At 61.0% G+C, this 18,682-nt stretch carries 15 protein-coding genes and 3 pseudogenes; 8 read left to right on the forward strand and 10 right to left on the reverse strand.

What is annotated here, in order from left to right:
* Positions 1–179: 179 nt before the first annotated feature.
* The 3 genes from N018_RS21815 to N018_RS21825 are packed head-to-tail and all read right to left on the reverse strand — an operon-like array spanning position 180 to position 3,894.
* Positions 180–2,381, reverse strand: a complete 2,202-nt coding sequence (locus N018_RS21815; protein ID WP_025390726.1) for a xanthine dehydrogenase family protein molybdopterin-binding subunit — start codon at positions 2,379–2,381, stop codon at positions 180–182.
* On the reverse strand, positions 2,378–3,367 hold the full coding sequence (locus N018_RS21820; RefSeq protein ID WP_025390727.1) for an FAD binding domain-containing protein: 990 nt from the start codon (positions 3,365–3,367) through the stop codon (positions 2,378–2,380). Before N018_RS21820 ends, N018_RS21815 begins: the two co-directional genes overlap by 4 nt.
* Positions 3,364–3,894, reverse strand: a complete 531-nt coding sequence (locus N018_RS21825) for a (2Fe-2S)-binding protein (RefSeq protein ID WP_024646828.1) — start codon at positions 3,892–3,894, stop codon at positions 3,364–3,366. The genes N018_RS21820 and N018_RS21825 overlap by 4 nt, the downstream gene beginning before the upstream one ends.
* A 265-nt stretch (positions 3,895–4,159) precedes the next feature.
* On the opposite strand from N018_RS21825, the gene N018_RS21830 reads away from it, so the two are divergent.
* The 5 genes from N018_RS21830 (at position 4,160) to N018_RS21850 (ending at position 10,172) form a co-directional block, all read left to right on the forward strand.
* On the forward strand, positions 4,160–5,455 hold the full coding sequence (locus N018_RS21830; protein WP_025390728.1) for an NCS2 family permease: 1,296 nt from the start codon (positions 4,160–4,162) through the stop codon (positions 5,453–5,455).
* Positions 5,452–6,537, forward strand: coding sequence for a tRNA (uridine(54)-C5)-methyltransferase TrmA (gene trmA / locus N018_RS21835; protein ID WP_025390729.1), 1,086 nt, complete (start codon positions 5,452–5,454; stop codon positions 6,535–6,537). Before N018_RS21830 ends, trmA begins: the two co-directional genes overlap by 4 nt.
* A 298-nt stretch (positions 6,538–6,835) precedes the next feature.
* Positions 6,836–8,122, forward strand: coding sequence for an MFS transporter (locus N018_RS21840; RefSeq protein WP_025390730.1), 1,287 nt, complete (start codon positions 6,836–6,838; stop codon positions 8,120–8,122).
* Positions 8,123–8,287: 165 nt separating this feature from the next.
* Positions 8,288–9,178 (forward strand): KPN_02809 family neutral zinc metallopeptidase, encoded by an 891-nt coding sequence (ypfJ, locus tag N018_RS21845; protein ID WP_024646832.1) that lies wholly within the window; start codon positions 8,288–8,290, stop codon positions 9,176–9,178.
* Between the two features lie 4 nt (positions 9,179–9,182).
* Positions 9,183–10,172, forward strand: a complete 990-nt coding sequence (locus N018_RS21850; RefSeq protein ID WP_024646833.1) for a hypothetical protein — start codon at positions 9,183–9,185, stop codon at positions 10,170–10,172.
* A 150-nt stretch (positions 10,173–10,322) separates the two neighbouring features.
* Here the strand turns inward: N018_RS21850 and N018_RS21855 are convergent, their stop codons facing one another.
* The 3 genes from N018_RS21855 to N018_RS21865 all read right to left on the reverse strand — a co-directional run bounded on the left by N018_RS21855 (position 10,323) and on the right by N018_RS21865 (position 12,488).
* Positions 10,323–10,913 carry an HAD family hydrolase gene (locus tag N018_RS21855; protein ID WP_024646834.1) on the reverse strand — a complete coding sequence of 197 codons (591 nt, stop codon included), beginning with the start codon at positions 10,911–10,913 and terminating at the stop codon, positions 10,323–10,325.
* Positions 10,910–11,779: an acyl-CoA thioesterase II gene (gene tesB, locus N018_RS21860; RefSeq protein ID WP_024646835.1), complete on the reverse strand. Its 870-nt coding sequence runs from the start codon at positions 11,777–11,779 to the stop codon at positions 10,910–10,912. The genes N018_RS21855 and tesB overlap by 4 nt, the downstream gene beginning before the upstream one ends.
* A 139-nt stretch (positions 11,780–11,918) precedes the next feature.
* A complete protein-coding gene (locus N018_RS21865) occupies positions 11,919–12,488 on the reverse strand; it encodes a GNAT family N-acetyltransferase (protein ID WP_024646836.1) in 570 nt (189 codons plus the stop codon).
* A gap of 155 nt (positions 12,489–12,643) precedes the next feature.
* Between N018_RS21865 and N018_RS21870 the strand changes: the two are divergent.
* A pseudogene (locus N018_RS21870) lies at positions 12,644–13,556 on the forward strand (histone deacetylase family protein).
* A gap of 89 nt (positions 13,557–13,645) precedes the next feature.
* Positions 13,646–14,884: a TIGR03862 family flavoprotein gene (locus tag N018_RS21875; protein ID WP_195757203.1), complete on the forward strand. Its 1,239-nt coding sequence runs from the start codon at positions 13,646–13,648 to the stop codon at positions 14,882–14,884.
* A gap of 91 nt (positions 14,885–14,975) precedes the next feature.
* Here N018_RS21875 and N018_RS21880 read toward each other — a convergent pair.
* The 3 genes and pseudogenes from N018_RS21880 to yedA form a co-directional block, all read right to left on the reverse strand.
* Positions 14,976–16,172 (reverse strand): annotated as a pseudogene (locus N018_RS21880) (DEAD/DEAH box helicase); the annotation flags it as partial.
* A pseudogene (locus N018_RS28725) lies at positions 16,172–16,453 on the reverse strand (DEAD/DEAH box helicase); the annotation flags it as partial. The pseudogenes N018_RS21880 and N018_RS28725, both read right to left, overlap by 1 nt.
* A 61-nt stretch (positions 16,454–16,514) precedes the next feature.
* On the reverse strand, positions 16,515–17,429 hold the full coding sequence (gene yedA / locus N018_RS21890; protein ID WP_024643824.1) for a drug/metabolite exporter YedA: 915 nt from the start codon (positions 17,427–17,429) through the stop codon (positions 16,515–16,517).
* 167 nt (positions 17,430–17,596) lie between these two features.
* On the opposite strand from yedA, the gene N018_RS21895 reads away from it, so the two are divergent.
* Positions 17,597–18,082, forward strand: a complete 486-nt coding sequence (locus N018_RS21895) for an Lrp/AsnC family transcriptional regulator (protein WP_025390732.1) — start codon at positions 17,597–17,599, stop codon at positions 18,080–18,082.
* On the opposite strand, the gene N018_RS21900 is transcribed toward N018_RS21895, so the two are convergent.
* A complete protein-coding gene (locus N018_RS21900) occupies positions 18,060–18,671 on the reverse strand; it encodes a 3'-5' exonuclease (RefSeq protein WP_024643826.1) in 612 nt (203 codons plus the stop codon). The genes N018_RS21895 and N018_RS21900 overlap by 23 nt on opposite strands.
* Positions 18,672–18,682: the final 11 nt, after the last annotated feature.

Genomic DNA, 18,682 nt, shown 5'->3' on the forward strand with positions numbered 1-18,682 from the left:
TGGTCTATTGTCGCGTGACGGGTTGTCTCACCTGCAGAGCGAGTGCAGACGCGGAACTTCCTGAGCTGCGTGCCAACGCGAAGTACTTGAGGGCACCTCTCGTTCCGCACGCTCTGGTGGGCATGCAGTTCGTGACGCAGAGGGTCACGAACTGCATGTCAACGCGAGCCGCGTCGCGGTTACAACAACTTATCCAGCGTGATCGGAAACTCGCGTATGCGCTTCCCGGTCGCGTGGTAGATCGCGTTGGCAATCGCCGCAGGTACACCCACGATGCCGATCTCGCCGACCCCTTTGGAACCCAGCGCGTTGACGATTTCGTCATGCTCTTCGACAAACAGCACGTCGATGTCACCGATATCAGCATTCACCGGAATGTGATATTCAGCCAGGCTGTGGTTCATCGGGCGACCCAGGTCATGATCGAGCATGGCTTCTTCGTGCAACGCCATGCCCATGCCCCAGACCACACCACCGAGAATCTGGCTGCGCGCCATCTTCGGATTGACCACCCGACCTGCCGCCACGGCACTGACCACGCGGCTGACCTTGACGGTGCCCAGATCCTCGTCGACCAGCACTTCGACGAACACCGCCGAGTGTGTCGCGGCAGCGTAGGCTTCACGTTTCTTGTCCGGCTCGGCATCGACCTGCACTTCAATCACGCCGCTGGCCTGAGAGGCCGCCAGTTCAGCCATCGACAGCACCTGGTCGCCCAGATACAGCTTGCCAGCTTCGAAGCGCGCCTCGTCCGGCGTGACAGCAGCAAACTGCGGATGCAGCCCTTTCGCCACTTCCAGCACTTGACGCTGCAAGGCCTGACACGCCTGTTGCACCGCTGTACCGACTGAAGACACGGTGAACGAGCCACCCTGCAACGGCGCGGTCGGCAACGACGAGTCGCCCAGCAGGAAAGTGACGTTCTGCACATCGACTCCCGCAGATTCGGCAGCGATCTGCGTCATCACTGTGTAAGTGCCGGTGCCTATATCAGTCGTGGCGCTGCTGACCACCAGCGTGCCATCCGCTGCAAGACGCGCCTTGGCGCTGGCTTTCATCTGCATGGCTTCCCAGACACCGCCCGCCATGCCCCAGCCGACCAGTTGGCGACCTTGACGCATGCTGCGCGGTTCGGGGTTGCGGCGCTCCCAACCAAAACGCTCGGCACCCTGGCTGTAGCATTCGCGCAATTCCTTGCTGGAATACGGTTTGTCTTCGTTGCCGTTGCGCTCGGCATAGTTGGTCAGGCGCAAACGCACCGGGTCGATGGCCAGTGCGCAGGCCAGTTCGTCCATCGCGCATTCCAGGCCGATCATGCCCAAGGCTGCACCCGGCGCACGCATGTCCAGCGGTGTGAACACGTCCAGCGGCACCAGCTTGTAAGTAAGTTGCACGTTGTCACACTGGTAGAGCATGCCGCTCCACTCCACGACGTGCTCGCTGAAGTCTTCGAAACGCGAGGTCTGGCCGATGGCTTCGTGGCCTACCGCCAACAGGCGACCGTTGGCAGCAGCGCCCAGGCGCAAACGCTGAATGGTGCGCGGGCGATAGCCGAAGGTGAACATCTGTTGCCGTGTCAGGGTCAGGCGCACCGAGCGCTTCAGGTGCAGCGCCGCCATCACCGCCAACGGCAACTGATACTGCGGACGCAGGCCGGAACCGAAGGCACCGCCGACAAACGCGGCCAGCACGCGGATCTTGTCCTTTTCCAGCCCGAACACCTTGTGCAGGTAGTCCTGACAGTTCTGCGTGCCTTGGGTCTTGTCATGAATCTGCAAGCTGCCGTCGGCCTGATACAGAACGGTCGATGCGTGCGGCTCCATCGGGTTGTGGTATTCGCTGGGCGTGCTGTAGGTCACATCGACGCTCAGCGCAGAACTTGCCAGCTCGCCCTCGAAATTGCCACGTGGCGGCGGCAGTTCGGCAGGCGCATCGTAGGCCGTGTCGAGCATGGCCTGGAGATCGGTATGGTGAACAGACTGTTCGTATTCGATACGTACCAGCGAGCCCGCATGCCGCGCCAACTCCAGCGTGTCGGCTACCACCAGCGCGAGTGGCTGGCCGCTGTACAGCACTTTATCGTTATAAAGAGGGCGAAACGGCGAGCCGTCAGCCGAATCGGCGTCTTCATAATTCTCGTCGTAGCTGGCCAGCGAAGGACGATTGGTGTGGTCGATGACGGCGACGACACCTGGCACTTTCATGGCCTCGCTGATATCGATGCTGGCGACGCGGCCGTTGGCGATGGTGCTGGAGACCACGCTGCCGTACAGCAGACCCTCTTCAGGGTACTCACCGGCGTAACGCGCGCCACCGGTCACTTTCAGTCGGCCGTCGACGCGGTCCACAGGTTTGCCCATTGGCGAAAATGGCTGGTTCATTGGGCGCTCCCTCCTGTTGCGGCATCGCTCAGGGCGCGAATGATCGCGCGGCGGGCCAGTCTGACTTTAAAACCGTTGTGCGCAAGCGGCTGCGCGTCTTCCAGCATGGCGTCAGCCACGGCGGCGAAGTTCTCACGGGTGACCGGCTTGCCGATCAGCAGCGCCTCGACCGCCTTGTCGCGCCATGGTTTGTGCGCAACGCCACCCAAGGCAACGCGCACGTCACGCACCACGCCATTGTCCAGCTCAAGCGCCGCAGCGACCGACACCAGGGCAAACGCGTAAGACTGACGATCACGGACCTTCAGATAAGCGCTGTTGCTGGCGAAGCGTGGTGCTGGCAGTTCGACGGCAGTAATCAGTTCGTCGTCGGCCAACTGATTGTCGCGCTGCGGCGCATCGCCGGGCAGGCGGTGGAAGTCTGCGAATTCGATGGTCCGCTTGCCGGCGCGCCCTTCAACGTGCACAACGGCCTCAAGCGCAGCCAGTGCCACGCACATGTCCGACGGGTGCGTTGCTACGCAGTCATCACTTGCACCAAGAATCGCGTGAATACGGTTCAGGCCTTCACGCGCGGGGCAGCCAGTGCCCGGCTCGCGCTTGTTGCATGGCACACCGGTGTCGAAAAAGTAGTAGCAACGCGTACGCTGCAACAGATTGCCGCCGGTACTGGCCATGTTGCGCAGTTGCGGCGAAGCACCGGCCAGAACCGCCTGACTCAGCAACGGGTAACGCTGTTCGATCAGAGGGTGATACGCCAGGTCTGCGTTGCTGACCAACGCACCGATCATCAGACCGCCAGAAGCGGTCTCACTGACATCCCTTAATGGCAGGCCGGTGATGTCGATCAGGTGCTCGGGCGTGGCGACGTTTTCTTTCATCAGGTCGAGCAGATTGGTGCCGCCCGCGATGAAACGCGTGGCCGGTCCGCTCAGGTTGACCGCGGCGGTGACGTCGGTCGGCTTGCTGTAGGTAAACGGATTCATGCGTTCACCTCCGGCTTCGGCGCTGCGTTGTGGAACTGGGGCAGTGCCTCTTCGACGGCGGCGAGGATATTGCTATAGGCACCGCAGCGGCACAGGTTACCGCTCATCAGTTCCTGAATTTCGGCACGCGTGCTGGCGCGCCCCTCATTGGCAAGCCCGACTGCCGAGCAGATTTGCCCCGGAGTGCAGTAGCCGCACTGGAACGCATCGTTCTTGATGAACGCCTGCTGCATGGGGTGCAACTGGTCGCCATCGGCCAGGCCTTCGATGGTGGTCAGCTCGGCGCCGTCACACATGATCGCCAGCGTCAGGCAGGCATTGATGCGCGTGCCGTCGCGCAGTACGGTACACGCACCACACTGGCCGTGGTCGCAGCCTTTCTTGGTACCGACCAGATCAAGCTGATCGCGCAGCAGGTCAAGCAAAGTGGTCCAGGGCAGCACATCCAGTTGGCGGAGCTGTCCGTTCAGGGTCAGAGAAATCGCGTGGGTGGCGAATTCCTTGGGGTTCGGGGTCGTTGCACTCATGGAAACCTCACGGTAGGCGTTCGCTTAGCGCACTTTTTATGCGTCTTAAGGGGTCGGACTTCGCGAGGTTTGCAACGTTCAGGCTTTCTTGATGAGCGTACTTGTCATCGAAAGGCCGTCATCCACAGGCAGCCATCCCGCCAAGCTGCTGGTATGATGCGCGGCTTTTTCCGACCCGCAAAAATCAAACGGGCTGCCTTGCAGTCTGTGCATTGCTGTTGGAATCGATCATTCACGACGCGCCCAGCGTCACGGAGAGCCAGACATGCTGGAAAGGCTGTTTCAACTCAAGGCACACAACGCCAACGTGCGTACCGAGATTCTTGCGGGCGTCACGACTTTCCTGGCGATGGCTTACATCCTGTTCGTCAACCCGAGCATCCTCGGCGAGACCGGTATGGACAAGGGCGCCGTGTTCGTCGCCACCTGTCTGGCGGCAGCCATTGGTTCGACCGTGATGGGCCTGATCGCCAACTACCCGATTGCCCTGGCACCGGGCATGGGCCTGAACGCCTTCTTTACCTACACCGTCGTGCTGCACATGGGCCACAGCTGGCAGGTAGCGCTGGGGGCGGTGTTCATTTCCGCGGTGATGTTCTTCATTCTGTCGATCTTCAAGATTCGCGAATGGATCATCAACAGCATTCCCCTGCCGCTGCGCTCGGCGATTGCTGCCGGCATCGGCCTGTTTCTCGCGCTGATCGCCCTGCATAACGCCGGTATCGTGGTCAGCAACCCGGCCACCATGATCGGCATGGGCGACCTCAAGCAGCCTGCTCCGGTGCTCGCCACCCTGGGCTTCTTTCTGATCGTTGCGCTGGACCACCTCAAAGTGCGCGGCGCAGTGCTGATCGGCATTCTGGCGGTGACCCTGGTGTCCATCGGGCTGGGCTTCACGCCGTTTGGCGGCATCCTGTCGATGCCACCTTCGCTGGCACCGACCTTCATGCAACTGGACATCATGGGTGCGCTGGACGTTGGTCTGGTCAGCATCATCTTCGCGTTTCTGTTCGTCGATATCTTCGACAACTCCGGCACCCTGATCGGCGTGGCCAAGCGCGCCGGGCTGATGGGCAAGGACGGGCACATGCCGAAAATGGGCCGCGCGCTGATCGCCGACAGTACTGCCGCGATGGCCGGTTCCCTGCTGGGCACCTCGACCACCACCAGCTACATCGAGTCGGCTGCGGGCGTGAGTGCCGGTGGCCGCACAGGTCTGACCGCCGTAGTGGTCGCCGTACTGTTCCTGCTGGCGCTGTTTTTCGCCCCGCTGGCGAGCAGCGTGCCCGCTTTCGCCACCGCACCCGCGCTGCTGTTCGTCGCAGTGTTGATGGCGTCCGGCATGGCGGAAATCGACTGGGACGACATTACCGTGGCCGCACCGGTGGTGATTACCGCCCTGGCGATGCCGTTCACCTACTCCATCGCCAACGGCATTGCCTTTGGCTTCATTTCCTGGACAGCGATCAAGCTGCTGTCGGGACGCTGGCGCGAGCTGAATTCCGCACTGGTGATCCTGTCGATCCTGTTCGTGATCAAGCTGGGCTGGTTCAACGCATGAGTGTTCACTTCGACCCTGAGAGCTACGACCGTCAGCTCGAAGAAAAAACCGTTCGCCTGCGTGAGTTGCTGGCGCCGTTCGACGCACCCGAGCCGCAGGTGTTTGACTCACCCCGCGAGCATTACCGGCTGCGTGCCGAGTTTCGTCTGTGGCGCGAAGACCAGAAACGTTACTACGCGATGTTCGCACCGGGCGACAACCGAACACCGATCCTGCTCGAAGGCCTGCCGATTGCCAGCGAACGCATCAACGCCCTGATGCCAGTGCTGCGCGAGCGCTGGGAAGCCAGTCCGACGCTGAACCACAAGCTGTTTCAGGTCGACTTCCTGACCACGCTGGCAGGCGATGCGATGATCACGATGTGCTATCACCGCCCGCTGGACGATGAATGGCAGGCAGAGGCTGAGGCACTGGCGAAAGAGCTGGGCGTGAGCCTGATTGGTCGCTCCAAAGGCCAGAAGCGGGTGATCGGCGATGACTACGTGACCGAAAAGCTCGACGTCGCTGGGCGCACCTTCAGCTATCGGCAACCGGAAGGCGCCTTCACCCAGCCCAACGGCACGGTCAACGGCAAGATGCTCAACTGGGCTTACGACGCACTGGGCGAGCGGCAAGACGATCTGCTGGAGCTGTACTGTGGCAACGGCAACTTTACCCTGCCGCTGGCGACCCGCGTGCGCAAAGTGCTGGCAACTGAAATCAGCAAGACGTCGGTCAATGCCGCGCTGAGCAACCTGGATTACAACGGCGTGGATAACGTCACGCTGGTGCGCTTGTCGGCCGAAGAGCTGACCGAAGCGCTGAACGAAGTACGCCCGTTCCGCCGCCTGCAGGGAGTGGACTTGAAGAGCTACGCTTTCGGCAGCGTGTTCGTCGACCCGCCTCGCGCAGGGATGGACCCGGACACTTGCGAATTGACCCGTCGTTTCGAGCGCATTCTGTACATCTCCTGCAACCCGGAAACCCTGGCCGCCAACATCGCCCAGCTGCACGACACCCACCGGGTCGAGCGCTGCGCCCTGTTCGACCAGTTTCCGTACACTCACCATATGGAATCGGGCGTGCTGCTGGTCAGGCGTTGAGACTCGCCTGACTGATTCTTGTGCCGACGCTCCGCGTTTGATTATCGTGCCGACGCTCCGCGTTGGCATGCGTCCCGTGACGCTCCGCGTCACAGATCTACGCCGCACTGCGCTCTCAAGGTTGGACGCAGAGCGTCCAGCACTGCATTCCCACGCGGAGCGTGGGGATGATAATCATCGTCCTCAACACCCACGCAAATCCCGGCCCCCCGAAACTGTCAGTTTATTTATTAGCCTCCTATCGATACGCTGAGGTATAAACCAAAACCCGATTTAGCCGTTTCGATGGGATCCCGTCTTGAGCTCCGAGTCTTCCGCGTCTTCTGCCCCGGTCAAGCTGTCCAGCCAGCCAGGTTTCGTCAGTTTTATCCTGTCGCGCCTGATGGCCGTGTTTGCCATGCAGATTCAGGCAGTGGTGGTTGCCTGGCAGGTTTACGACATGACCCGCGAACCCATGGCGCTGGCTTATGTGGGGCTTGCGCAGTTCATCCCCATGTTGCTGCTGTTGATGCCTGCCGGAGACCTGATCGACCGTTACAACCGCAAGGTGATCCTGATGCTCAGTTGGGGCGTGCAGGCGGTCTGCGGCGTCATTTTGCTGGTTTTCTCCGCGCTTGAACTGCAAGACCTGCGGCTGATCTACGGCGCACTGATGCTCTATGGCTGCGCTCGCGCATTCACCGGACCGGCCCTGCAAAGCCTGCTGCCGCAAATTGTCCCGCGTGATCAACTGCCCTCGGCCATCGCCACCAACAGCGTCATCATGCGCTGCTCGACTGTCGGCGGCCCGTTGATCGGCGGCTATCTGTACTGGCTGGGTGGCGCAGAGCTGACCTATTCGGTGTGCGTCGCGGCATTCATCGCCGGGATTCTGCTGCTGGCGCCGGTCGCCACGCCGTTTGCCGGCAAGCCGGTGGAGCTGGGCTCGAATGCCTGGGGCCGATTCACCGCAGGCATTGCCTTTATCCGCTCGCGCCCGATCATCCTCGGCACCATTTCTCTGGACCTGTTCGCTGTGTTGCTGGGCGGCGTGGTCGCGTTACTGCCGATCTATGCCCATGAGGTGCTGCACCTCGGACCTCAGGGGCTGGGCATGTTGCGTGCGTCGATGAGCCTGGGGGAGCTGGGCGTCGGCATTTACCTGAGTATTCGTCCGCTGGAGCGCAACGTCGGGATGACCATGTTTCTCGCAGTCGCCCTGTTCGGCGTGGCGAATCTGGTGTTCGCCCTGTCGACACTGTTCTGGCTGTCGTGCCTGGCGCTGCTGGTCGCGGGTGCTGCGGACATGGTCAGCGTGTTCATCCGTTCGGCGCTGGTACAGTTTTCGACCCCGGACAACATGCGTGGCCGGGTCAATGCGGTGAACATGCTGTTCATCGGCTCTTCCAACGAGCTGGGCGAGTTCCGCGCGGGCACCAGCGCCTCGCTGGTCGGCGCAATCCCGGCCGCAATCCTCGGCGGGGTGTGCACGCTGGGGGTAGTCGGCGCATGGATGACGAGCTTCAAGTCGCTGCGCCAGGTCGACCGGTTTGCCGACGCGTCACCGCCGGATGTACTCAAGGCACAGCCCGCAGCACAGCCCTGATCACTGCAGGCAGCGCTAAATCAAGACCAGAGCGATACCGGCAGAACCAAACTGTCCGTCACGCCTCTATACTGTCGCATTCTGCACAACGCTGCGCGGACCGCCGCACTGGCCAGACCTGTATCAGCAGCGATACTCATTGCAAGAAACATAGAGGGATCCGACATGCTCTGGAAAAAAGGCCGACGTAGCGACAACGTAGTCGATGCTCGCGATGGCGGCAGCAGTGGAGGTGGCGGCGGCATGCGCATCGGTGGCAAGGGGCTGGGTATCGGCGGTATCGTGATCATTGTCGCGATCGGCCTGCTCACCGGCCAGGACCCGATGCAGATCCTTGGCCAGTTGACCGGACAAAGCACCGAGCAAAGCGCGCCACCCAGCGCACAGACGCGTGAGGCGCCGCCCGCCAATGACCAGCAGGCCGAATTTGTGCGCAGTATCCTGGGCGATACCGAAGACACCTGGCGCGCGGTGTTCGCGCAAAACGGCCGCGAGTACAAGGACCCGACGCTGGTGCTGTTCAGTGGCCAGGTGAATTCCGCCTGCGGTCGCGCCACTTCGGCGACCGGTCCGTTTTATTGCCCGGCTGACCAGCAGGTCTATCTGGACATGGACTTCTTCCGCGAAATGGCCCAGCGCTTTTCCGCTGCCGGAGACTTCGCTCAGGCTTACGTGATTGCGCACGAAGTCGGGCACCATGTGCAGACGTTGCTGGGTATTTCCGCCAAAGTCGACAAGGCGCGTCAGGCCGGGCAAAAAATGGAAGGCAGCAACGGTTTACTGGTGCGCCAGGAGTTGCAGGCCGACTGCTTTGCCGGTGTTTGGGCCTATAACGCACAAAATCGTTTGAACTGGCTCGAGCCGGGTGATATTGAAGAAGCATTGAACGCGGCGAACGCTATCGGCGATGATCGCCTGCAGCAGCAAAGCAGTGGTCGAGTCGCTCCGGACTCCTTCACGCACGGCACGTCTGCACAGCGCGTGCGCTGGTTCAAGGCCGGTTTTGCCGAAGGCCAAATAAATCAATGCGATACGTTCGCTGCCAAGAGTCTCTGAGCACATGATTAAACCGCTTCTGGTCCTGTTGTTAAGCACTGCCTTCGTGAGCCTTGCGGCGCATGCCGAGGATAAAGCGGTCAATTCAATCAGCCCTGATCGTCTGGCGATCAATGGCGCCGAAGCGACGCTCGGGCTGAGCCAGGAGTGGGTGCACCCCAAACCGAAGATCGAGCGGGTGGTTATCGTGCTGCACGGCCGTTTGCGCAACGCGCAAACCTACCTGCGCAGCATCGAACGTGCTGCCAATCAGTCCAGAGAACGCGGCAAGACCCTGCTGATTGCCCCGCAATTTCTGGATGAGAAAGATATCGTCGCCCACCATTTGTCTGAGTCGATTCTGCGCTGGCGTCAGAACGGCTGGATGGAAGGTGCAACCTCCACCGGTCCCAAGCCGGTCAGCTCGTTTCTGGTGCTCGACCATATCCTCAAGCGCCTGAGTGACAGCAAGCTGTTCCCCAATCTGAAAGAAATCGTCATTGCCGGGCACTCCGGTGGTGCGCAGGTGGTACAGCGCTACGCGATGATCGGCGGCAAGGAAGATGCCCTGCTGCAACGTGAAGGGGTGAAGCTGCGTTACGTGATCGCCAACCCGTCCTCGTATGCCTATTTCGACGCCGAACGGCCGGAGCCGGTGACGGCGCAGAGCTGCCCGGACTTTGACGAGTGGAAATACGGTCTGAACAAGATGCCGTTCTACTCGGGCAAGGAAAAGCCGGCCGACATCGAAAAGAACTACGTGAAGCGTGACATCACTTACCTGCTCGGCGAACTGGACACCGACCGCAATCACCCGGCGCTGGACAAGACCTGCGCGGCCGAAGCACAAGGCCCGTATCGCCTGATTCGTGGGCAGAACTACTTCAACTACCTGCAGAAGCGTCATCCCGAGGGGCTGAACCAGCGCCTGGTGATCGTGCCGAAAGTCGGCCACAACGGCGACGGGATCTTCACGTCACCTGAAGGTCAGGCGGTGCTGTTCAAGCCGTTCTAAAGTATGAATATCGTCCCCACTCCGCGTGGGGACGCATTTCTGGACGCTCTGCGTCCGACCTTGAGCGAGCGCTGCGGCGCAGAATTGCGACGCGAAGCGTCACCGAATGCATGCCACCGCGGAGCACTGGGCACGACAGTGCCGTTCAGATCAGCCCAACATCCCGCGCAACACCCGGCAATCAAGTGCATGCCAGTCAGTCAGTTCCGGCCAGGGATTTTCCGGCAGGTTGACCAGGATGGTTTTTGCCCCCGCCGCACGGCCGCAGCTCAGGTCATGCAGGTAGTCGCCGATCATGACCATTCTTTCCGGCTCGACCTCCCAGGCGCTTGCCAGCTTCAGCAAGCCGGCCGGGTCGGGTTTGGGCGTCGCTTCGTCACGACCCAGCACGTCCTCGACAGCGAAACAATCAGCCAGCCCGATTGCCTGTAACGTGATATGCGCCAGCTCGCGAGCGTTGCGGGTCAGTATGCCCAGCCGATAACCACGCCCTGCCAGCTCGCGAACCAGTTCGACCGCCCCTTCGGCAGGCAGCGACCCCAGTGCCAGCTCTCGCTCATGCTCCAGCAGCCAGGCATGCTTGGCCGCTGACTCGTCCGCTGGCAACGCCGCTAAATGGCCAAGAATGTCGTGGTCCTGCGGGATACCCAGTTCGCGCTTGATCGCCGGAAAATCGTGAACCGGCACAGTCAGAGTGCCGTCCATGTCGAATACCCAGTGCCGTATGCCGTCGAGTGTCATGCCCAATCCTTACGATGACGAATCAGCCCTTCCTGGCTGACCGATGCAACCAGTTGCCCGGCGCGATTGAAAACACTGCCCCGCGAGAAGCCGCGAGAATTGCCGGCCCACGGGCTGTCCATGGCGTACAGCAGCCAGTCATCGGTGCGCAGGTCATTGTGGAACCAGAGCGAATGATCAAGGCTGGCAACCTGCATGTCGCGCTGCCAGACGGTTTTGCCGTGGGGTCGCAGTGACGTGGTCAGCAGGTTGAAGTCCGACGCGTAGGCCAGCATGTAGCGGTGCAGCGCCTGTATGTCCGGCAAGCTGCCGTCGGCGCGGAACCACACATACTTGACCGGCTCGCCAGGCTTGGGGTCATACGGGTCCTCGGCCGTCACTGGACGGAATTGAATCGGCTTGGGGCGCAGAAACTTGTCGTGCGCCGCTTCGGGAATCAGGTGCGCTCGGCTCGTCAGCAGCTCAAGCTCCGACGGCAGGTTCTCCGGGCCGACAATCTGCGGCATCGTAGCCTGATGTTCAAAGCCCTCTTCGTCGTACTGAAACGAGGCGCTGCAGGTAAAGATCGGCTTGCCCTTCTGGATCGCCGTGACGCGACGTGTACTGAAACTGCCCCCATCACGCACACGATCAACCTGATAGACCACCGGTAGCCCAGCATCGCCGGGGCGCAGAAAGTAGCCATGCAGCGAGTGCACGTGCCGGGTGTCCTCGACAGTCTGGCTGGCGGCGGACAATGACTGGCCCAGCACCTGACCACCAAAGAGCTGGCGGAAACCCAGATCCTGACTACGGCCGCGAAACAGGTTTTCTTCGATGGCTTCCAGCGTCAGCAGCTCAACCAGATCATCCAGCACTTGACTCATTATCACTCCTCGCGCACACCGGCTCTGAACCCGCAAGGCAGCGGCGACCGATGTGATGTGTGGCGAGCCCGGGGCCCGCACCTTGGAATGGAATGATACAGAATTTAAGATGGCGGGCTTAATCCTGTTTGCAGCTCAATCAGGGCTCAAGCGTGTGGAGCCACTGCTCACGGCTGATCCGGTACAGCACATGCTGTTTGAGCGGATGGCCGTCCGGCAGGTTGGGATGCGCGAAGTTGTCGGACTCATCGTGTTGCATACCGATCGCCTGCATGACTTTCTGCGATGGCTGATTGTTCAGCGCGGTGAACGAGACGATCTCTTCCAGCTTCAAACGCTCGAAGCCGCACCCCAGCGCGGTCCATGCAGCCTCGCTGGCAAAGCCAAAGCCCCAATGCTCGCGCGCCAGACGCCAGCCAATTTCAATCGCGGGCGTGAAAGGCGCCTTGAAACCCACCACATGCAGCCCGGTGAAACCGATGAATTCGCCCGTGTCCTTGCGTTCCAGCGCCCACAACCCGAAACCCAGCTCGGCGAAATGACCGCGTATTCGTCCGATCATGGCGGCGCTTTCAAGACGGCTCAGAGGCGCCGGAAAATAGCGCATTACCTGCGGATCGGTGCACATGGCGGCGAACACGGGCAAGTCGTCGTCACGCCACTGCCGCATCAGCAGTCTGGCACTGTCAAGCTTGAGTATCGGTTCCATCGATTTCCCCGTGTTACGAGACCATAGGCTAGCTAATAGTGACGAGGCTATATGGGAGTCAATATGAGCATAGTCCCGCCTGCCGTTTACCAGACGACTGGGCGACCGGACGCATAACTGGCACTATCGGCCTTCGACCTTTGGACAAACATCCAATGCCCCTGCCGCTTATCTATCACGACGACTACAGCCCGGCGTTTCCGGCGGACCATCGGTTCCCCATGGACAAGTTTCGCCTGTTGCGCGACTACTTGATCGACAGCGGGTTGACCCGTGACGTTCAATTAATACGTCCCGAGTTATGCCCGGCGGACATTCTGGCGCTGGCCCACGACCCGTCCTACATAAGCCGTTACCTCAGTGGCGACCTGTCACGCGAGGATCAGCGACGTCTCGGCCTGCCCTGGAGCGAAGCCCTCGCACGACGCACCATCCGTGCCGTAGGCGGCTCGCTGCTGACCGCAGAACACGCACTGACGCACGGCCTGGCTTGCCATCTGGCAGGCGGCACGCACCACGCGCACTACGATTACCCTGCCGGTTTCTGCATTTTCAATGACCTGGCCGTGATCAGTCAGTACCTGCTGCAAAGCGGCCGTGTGGATAAAATATTGATCTTCGATTGTGACGTCCATCAAGGCGACGGCACGGCGCGCATTCTGGCGGAGACGGAAGATGCAATTACCGTCTCGCTGCACTGTGAAAAGAACTTCCCGGCCCGCAAGGCACAGAGCGACTGGGATATCCCGCTGCCGATCGGGCGACGCCGAGTACCTGAACGTTGTCGATGACCTGCTCAATTACCTGCTGCCGTTCTACAAGCCCGATCTGGTGCTGTATGACGCTGGCGTGGATGTCCACAAAGACGATGCCCTCGGTTACCTGCAACTGACCGATCAGGGCGTGGCGAATCGCGATGAGGCGGTGTTACGTCATTGTCTGGGCCGCGACATCCCGGTCATGGGCGTGATCGGCGGCGGTTACAGCAAGGACCGACAGGCATTGGCGAGACGCCACGGGATCCTGCACCACAGCGCACAGAAGGTATGGAGCGATCTGGGCTTGTAGCGGCGTACCGCACTTCACCTGAGTTGCACACCTGAAAACAGCCCTCGGGTAGAATGCCCCACCCTTCTGCTATCGATATTCTGCTGACCATGACTGACCTCGCCTCCTCCGCTTGCCGATCCGTTGCCATCATCGGAGGCGGCCCTGCGGGATTGATGGCGGCCGAAGTGCTGAGCGAGGCCGGGTTCAAGGTCGATCTGTATGACAGCATGCCTTCGGTGGGGCGAAAGTTTCTGCTGGCGGGCGTTGGCGGCATGAATATTACCCACTCCGAACCTTACCCTGCCTTTCTGGGGCGCTACGCCGAGCGTTCGCCGATGATCGCCCCCCTGTTGCGGGAATTTGGCGCGCACGCGTTGTGCCAGTGGATTCATGAGCTGGGCATCGAGACATTTGTCGGCAGCTCGGGGCGGGTGTTCCCCACCGACATGAAAGCCGCCCCGCTGTTGCGCGCATGGCTCAAGCGGCTGCGTGATGCGGGTGTCGTTATCCACACCCGACATCGTTGGCTTGGCTGGAATGTCGATGGCAGCTTGCGTATTGCTCACGCGGAAGGCGAACTCGCGCTCAAGCCCGCAGCCACCTTGCTGGCACTGGGAGGTGCAAGCTGGGCTCGCCTGGGTTCCGATGGCGCGTGGTTGCCGTGGCTGCAGGCGAAGCAGGTGGACATCGCGCCCTTGCAGGCCGCCAACTGCGGTTTCGAGGTGAGCGCCTGGAGCGATCTGTTGCGCGACAAGTTTGCTGGTGCGCCACTGAAGAACATCGCCATGGGTCTGTATGGCCAAACGCTGCGCCTGGGCGAATGCGTACTGACCAGGACAGGCGTTGAAGGCAGCCTTGTGTACGCACTGTCGGCGCAGATTCGAGAACAGATCAACCTTGATGGGTCGGCCGTTGTGCAGATTGATCTGCTGCCCGGTAAAACACTGACAGACATTCAAAAAGCCCTGAGCAAACCCCGCGGCTCGCGTTCGATGTCCAAACACCTGCACAGCCAGTTGGGGCTGGACGGAGCAAAGGCCGCGCTGTTACGCGAGCTTGCGCCTCATGAAGCGTTTGCTGATGGGCTGGTGTTAAGCAAAGCCATCAAGGCATTGCCTCTGACCCTGATCAAACCGCGCCCGATTGATGAGGCCATCAGCACCGCAGGCGGCGTGACCTTCGAAGCGCTGGACGAACGCCTGATGCTCAGGCAACTGCCGGGCGTATTCTGCGCAGGCGAAATGCTCGACTGGGAAGCCCCAACCGGCGGCTACCTGCTCACCGCCTGCTTCGCCAGCGGCCGCGCTGCGGGGTTGGGGATGGTTGAGTGGCTGAACTCGCGCTGATTCCTGTGCATCTGCTCTGCGTGGAGATGCATTTGACTATCCTGCCGCCGTCCTGGACGCGCTGCGTCCGATCCTGAATGTGCGACTTCCCTCAAGGCTTTTTCTTGCGCGGGCCGGTGTTGAAAACAGGTACTTTACGCACCGGTTTGACCACTGGCGCAGGCTCTGACTCGCCGCTGTCGACCCATTTACCCAGGTTGCGCTTGCTGCCCGAGACCTTGGGCTTTTTCGGTTTCTTGGGCTTCTTCAGAATCTGGCCGCTGGCGTCAGTGTCTGGCACCCGATGCTCGGGCTCGAAATCCTGTTCTTCCTTGCGCTCCAGGGTCTGCCGGGTCAGCACTTCAATGGCCGACAGCAGCTCAACCTCATCAGCACACACCAGCGAAATGGCTTCGCCAGTCTGACCCGCACGGCCGGTACGACCGATACGGTGGATGTAATCCTCGGCCACGATCGGCAGGTCCAGGTTGACCACGGTTGGCAGGTCATCGATATCCAGACCGCGAGCCGCCACGTCGGTGGCAACCAGAATCTTCACTTCGTTGCTCTTGAAACGATCCAGCGCACGCTGGCGGGTAGCCTGCGGCTTGTCGCCGTGAATACCGTCGGCGTTCAAGCCCAGCCCCTGCAAACGGTCCACCAGCTGATCAACGCCAACGCGGGTCTTGGCGAACACCAGCACCTGCCCCCAACGATGCTTCTTCATCAGGTGGATGAACAGATCCGCCTTGCGCTTCTTGTCCACGGTCACGACCCATTGCTTCACCGAAGACGCCGCGACATTGCGCGGGCTGACTTCGATGGTCAGTGGGTCATTCAGCATCTGCGCGGCCAGCAGGCGAATCTCGTCAGAGAAGGTCGCAGAGAACAGCAGCGTCTGACGCTGCTTGGGCAATACGGCATAGATCCCGCGCAGTTCCTCGGCAAAGCCCAGATCGAGCATGCGGTCGGCTTCATCGAGAATCAGGGTCTGCAACTGGGAAAACCTGATCGCTTTCTGGCGATACAGATCAAGCAGGCGGCCTGGCGTCGCAACCAGCACGTCCACGCCCTTGCGCAGTTTCATCATCTGCGGGTTGATGCTCACGCCGCCGTAAGCCGCATACGTGCTCAGCGGCAGGTGCTCAGCGTACTGACGAATACTCTCGTGAACCTGATCGGCCAGCTCGCGGGTCGGCGCCAGGACCAGCGCGCGGATCGAGTTGGGCGCAACCTTGGGGCCTTCCATGGTCAAACGTTGCAGCAGCGGCAAGGCAAAACCGGCGGTCTTGCCGGTGCCGGTCTGGGCATACTCTCGTGAACCTGATCGGCCAGCTCGCGGGTCGGCGCCAGGACCAGCGCGCGGATCGAGTTGGGCGCAACCTTGGGGCCTTCCATGGTCAAACGTTGCAGCAGCGGCAAGGCAAAACCGGCGGTCTTGCCGGTGCCGGTCTGGGCCGCAGCCATCAGATCGCGGCCCGCCAGTACCGGAGGAATGGCCTGTGTCTGTACAGGCGTCGGAGTCTGGTAACCGAGCGCTTCAAGGGCGCGCAGCAAGGGTTCGATCAGGCCAAGAGAGGCGAATGTCATGGGGATACCGTAGGAAAAATTCACGCAAGGCGCGCAGTTTAACCTGTCCGGCCCGCCTCGGTTAGCTTGTGCGTGTCGATCCTGCGTCTCGCAGCGGCGGCCTGCGCCATTGCGGCAGGCCGATCAGCACTACGCCACTGATGATCACCACCATCGCCATGCACTCTTCAGCGCCGATTGTCTCGCCTGCGAACAGCACGCCAAGCATCACCGCAACCGCCGGATTGACGTAGGCATAACTGGTCGCAGCGGCCGGACGCACATTCTTGAGCAGGTACATGTAAGCACTGAACGCGACGATGGAGCCAAACACCACCAGGTACAACAGCGCGCCCCAGCCCGCAGCTGTCGGCATGTGCTCAAGGCGCTCGCCGCTGAGGGCGCTGCCTATCAACAGCGTCGCACCGGCGGTCAGCATTTCCGCAGCACTGGCCATCGGGCCTTTCGGCAACGGCAGATGCTTGCTCAGCACCGAACCGAACGCCCAGGACGCAGCAGCCAGGATCACTAGCGCCGCACCGTAGGGACTCGCTTGCAGGTTGGAACCGAGGTTCAGCAGGCAGATGCCGATCAGACCCAGCACAATGCCTGCCCACTCAAGATTGGTCGTGCGATTGCCCCAGAACAGACCGAACAGCAAGGTAAACAGCGGCATGGTCGCCACCGCCAGCGCTGCAATGCCCGAAGCGACACCGGCATGCTCGGCCAGCGTCACTCCGCCATTACCACAGGCCAGCAGCAGAAAACCGATTACGAACGCGGCTTTCCACTCGGCCCAGGTCGGCGCAGGCACGCCGCGAAAACGCAAGAAACCGTACATCAGGCACCCGGCAATCATGAAGCGCACGCCGGCCATCATCAGCGGCGGCCATGACTCGACGCCAATGCGGATCACCAGATAGGTCGACCCCCAGATCAGGTACAACGCCAGAAAGGCACCGATGAGCAACGGTGAAATGCGAACGGACTGGGGCATGGTCAGACTCTGGGTTCATTGTTATGGTTGACCTATTGTATGAAGGCCAACAGCTAACATTAAGCAGACAAACCTGTTTAATCCACGCCATAACTTATGAATCAACGCTTGTTCTGCATTTAGACCTTCGTTTTGAAAATCAAATGCTACGCAACAAGAGGCACGCCATGACCCTGGATAAATATGATCGGATTCTGCTCGATGAGCTGCTGAAAAACGGCCGCGCCTCTTTTGCGCAATTGGCGAAGCTGGTCAACCTGTCTGCCCCTGCTGTGGCTGAACGAGTTGCCAAGTTGGAAGCCAGCGGGGTGATTACCGGCTACGAAGCCAAGGTCGATCTGTCGAAAGTCGGCCTGCCGATTCAATGCATCATCGAACTGCGCATGGGCAGCCACGGCAACCAGCAGGCCTACAAGGAATTGTGGAAAGTGCCCGAACTGATCCAGTGCTATCGGGTGACAGGCGACCCGTGCGTGATCATGCGCGCGGCGGTCGATTCGATGCCGCACCTTGAGGACCTGATCAACCGGATTGCGCAATTTGGCTTCAGCAAGACCTCAATCGTGCTGTCGACCGCTGTAGAACGCAGCCTGCCGTCCGGCTATCTGGTGAAGCACAACAAGCCGGAGATCAAAAACCGCGCTGACGCTTGAGGGTTTCGCCAATCTTCGCGGCGGGGACTTTTTGCAGCGAGCACAGCATCTGATGGGAGATCCCGGCAATGCCGTGAGTATGGCGCAGCTCGTTGGTCAGGTACGCCGTCAGGTTGGCAGCCATTTCCGCATCGGCCATGGCCCGGTGAGCCTTGCCGGTATTGGGCAGGCGCGCATAGCTGGTCAGCGTGCCGAGCTTGTGATTCGGTGCGCCGGGCATCAGGCGGCGGGCCAGCAGCATCGAGCAGGCGAAACTCTGTTCGCGCTTGCGCTGGATACGCGACAGTTCGTAGTCCCAGAACTTCTGGTCGAACGAGGCGTTATGCGCGACCAGCGGCGTCGAACCGACGAAGTCCGCCACATCCCCCATCACCCGCTCGGCGCTGGGCGCGGTGCGAATCATGTTGTTGCTGATACCGGTCAGCCCTTCGATGAACGCCGGAATGCGCACACCGGCATTCATCAGGCTCTGAAAGCGCTCGACGATGCGCCCCTGTTCCATGATCACCACGGCAATCTCGGTCGCCCGGCAGCTGTGGTTCGGGGAAATTCCGGTGGTTTCGAAGTCGATGACTGCAATACGTTCCAACAATGGCCTGG

Source organism: Pseudomonas syringae CC1557, from assembly GCF_000452705.1.
In the GTDB taxonomy this organism is placed as follows: domain Bacteria; phylum Pseudomonadota; class Gammaproteobacteria; order Pseudomonadales; family Pseudomonadaceae; genus Aquipseudomonas; species Aquipseudomonas syringae_F.

What these genes read in the sequence shown, in the direction of transcription:
- N018_RS21820 (WP_025390727.1), bottom strand. Translation starts at nt 3,367, where the DNA reads ATGAATCCGTTTACCTACAGCAAGCCGACCGACGTCACCGCCGCGGTC.
- tesB (WP_024646835.1), bottom strand. Translation starts at nt 11,779, where the DNA reads ATGAGTCAAGTGCTGGATGATCTGGTTGAGCTGCTGACGCTGGAAGCC.
- ypfJ (WP_024646832.1), top strand. Translation starts at nt 8,288, where the DNA reads ATGCTCTGGAAAAAAGGCCGACGTAGCGACAACGTAGTCGATGCTCGC.
- N018_RS21830 (WP_025390728.1), top strand. Translation starts at nt 4,160, where the DNA reads ATGCTGGAAAGGCTGTTTCAACTCAAGGCACACAACGCCAACGTGCGT.
- yedA (WP_024643824.1), bottom strand. Translation starts at nt 17,429, where the DNA reads ATGCCCCAGTCCGTTCGCATTTCACCGTTGCTCATCGGTGCCTTTCTG.
- trmA (WP_025390729.1), top strand. Translation starts at nt 5,452, where the DNA reads ATGAGTGTTCACTTCGACCCTGAGAGCTACGACCGTCAGCTCGAAGAA.
- N018_RS21865 (WP_024646836.1), bottom strand. Translation starts at nt 12,488, where the DNA reads ATGGAACCGATACTCAAGCTTGACAGTGCCAGACTGCTGATGCGGCAG.
- N018_RS21850 (WP_024646833.1), top strand. Translation starts at nt 9,183, where the DNA reads ATGATTAAACCGCTTCTGGTCCTGTTGTTAAGCACTGCCTTCGTGAGC.
- N018_RS21875 (WP_195757203.1), top strand. Translation starts at nt 13,646, where the DNA reads ATGACTGACCTCGCCTCCTCCGCTTGCCGATCCGTTGCCATCATCGGA.
- N018_RS21815 (WP_025390726.1), bottom strand. Translation starts at nt 2,381, where the DNA reads ATGAACCAGCCATTTTCGCCAATGGGCAAACCTGTGGACCGCGTCGAC.
- N018_RS21825 (WP_024646828.1), bottom strand. Translation starts at nt 3,894, where the DNA reads ATGAGTGCAACGACCCCGAACCCCAAGGAATTCGCCACCCACGCGATT.
- N018_RS21895 (WP_025390732.1), top strand. Translation starts at nt 17,597, where the DNA reads ATGACCCTGGATAAATATGATCGGATTCTGCTCGATGAGCTGCTGAAA.
- N018_RS21855 (WP_024646834.1), bottom strand. Translation starts at nt 10,913, where the DNA reads ATGACACTCGACGGCATACGGCACTGGGTATTCGACATGGACGGCACT.